The following is a 647-nucleotide window of genomic DNA, read 5'->3' on the forward strand; positions in this document are numbered from 1 at the left end:
TTATTTATAATTTATTATTTTTTTACTATTTTTGTTTTTACGCTATGATGAAGATAGTATTGGCAATTTATAGAAGATACCAGAGGTAATTATATAGGAAGCTATACACAGTTTGACTACGGAACAGCAGAATCCCCATACACGGAAAAACCCGGAGTCTAGAAGACCCCGGGTTTGCTATTTTAACGAACTACATTTGTTACAATTATTATTGTACCGGTACTTCTACTGCTTCAGGTGTTTCTAAATCCTCATTTGTTTGTGGTTCATTAGATGCATCAGGTGCTTCGAGAGCTTGGATTTCCGGCTCATAAGAATTACCCTTAAGGCCATCAGCTAACGCATTCAGCAGTGTACCTGTACTGTCGTTACTGTATTCCCAGAACATTGCTCCGCCTAGCTTCTTGTCGAGTACATACTTCGCTTTTTCGTATAAAGATTGAGGATCATCATACGATATGAACGTACTGCCATTGAATAGATATGGTGCTTTCGCTGCATCATCCCAATAGCGCTTGTATCCATTTGCCGCATTATACTTCACGAGAATATCATTATACGTTGGCGTATTCCCGGAACCTGTAGCAGGTTGGCCTAATCCACCATTCTCCTTGGATGTAACATCCGTCCACATGTGGCTGTAGAAT

1 protein-coding gene is annotated in these 647 nt (G+C 39.9%); it reads right to left on the reverse strand.

The window, feature by feature from the left end; genetic code table 11:
* Positions 1–208 precede the first annotated feature (208 nt).
* A partial coding sequence (locus JCM16418_RS23395) for a glycosyl hydrolase family 18 protein (RefSeq protein ID WP_242403960.1) occupies positions 209–647 on the reverse strand: 439 nt, incomplete at its 5' end.

It is taken from the genome of Paenibacillus pini JCM 16418 (genome assembly GCF_000576305.1).
Classification (GTDB): Bacteria; Bacillota; Bacilli; order Paenibacillales; family Paenibacillaceae; genus Paenibacillus_AQ; species Paenibacillus_AQ pini.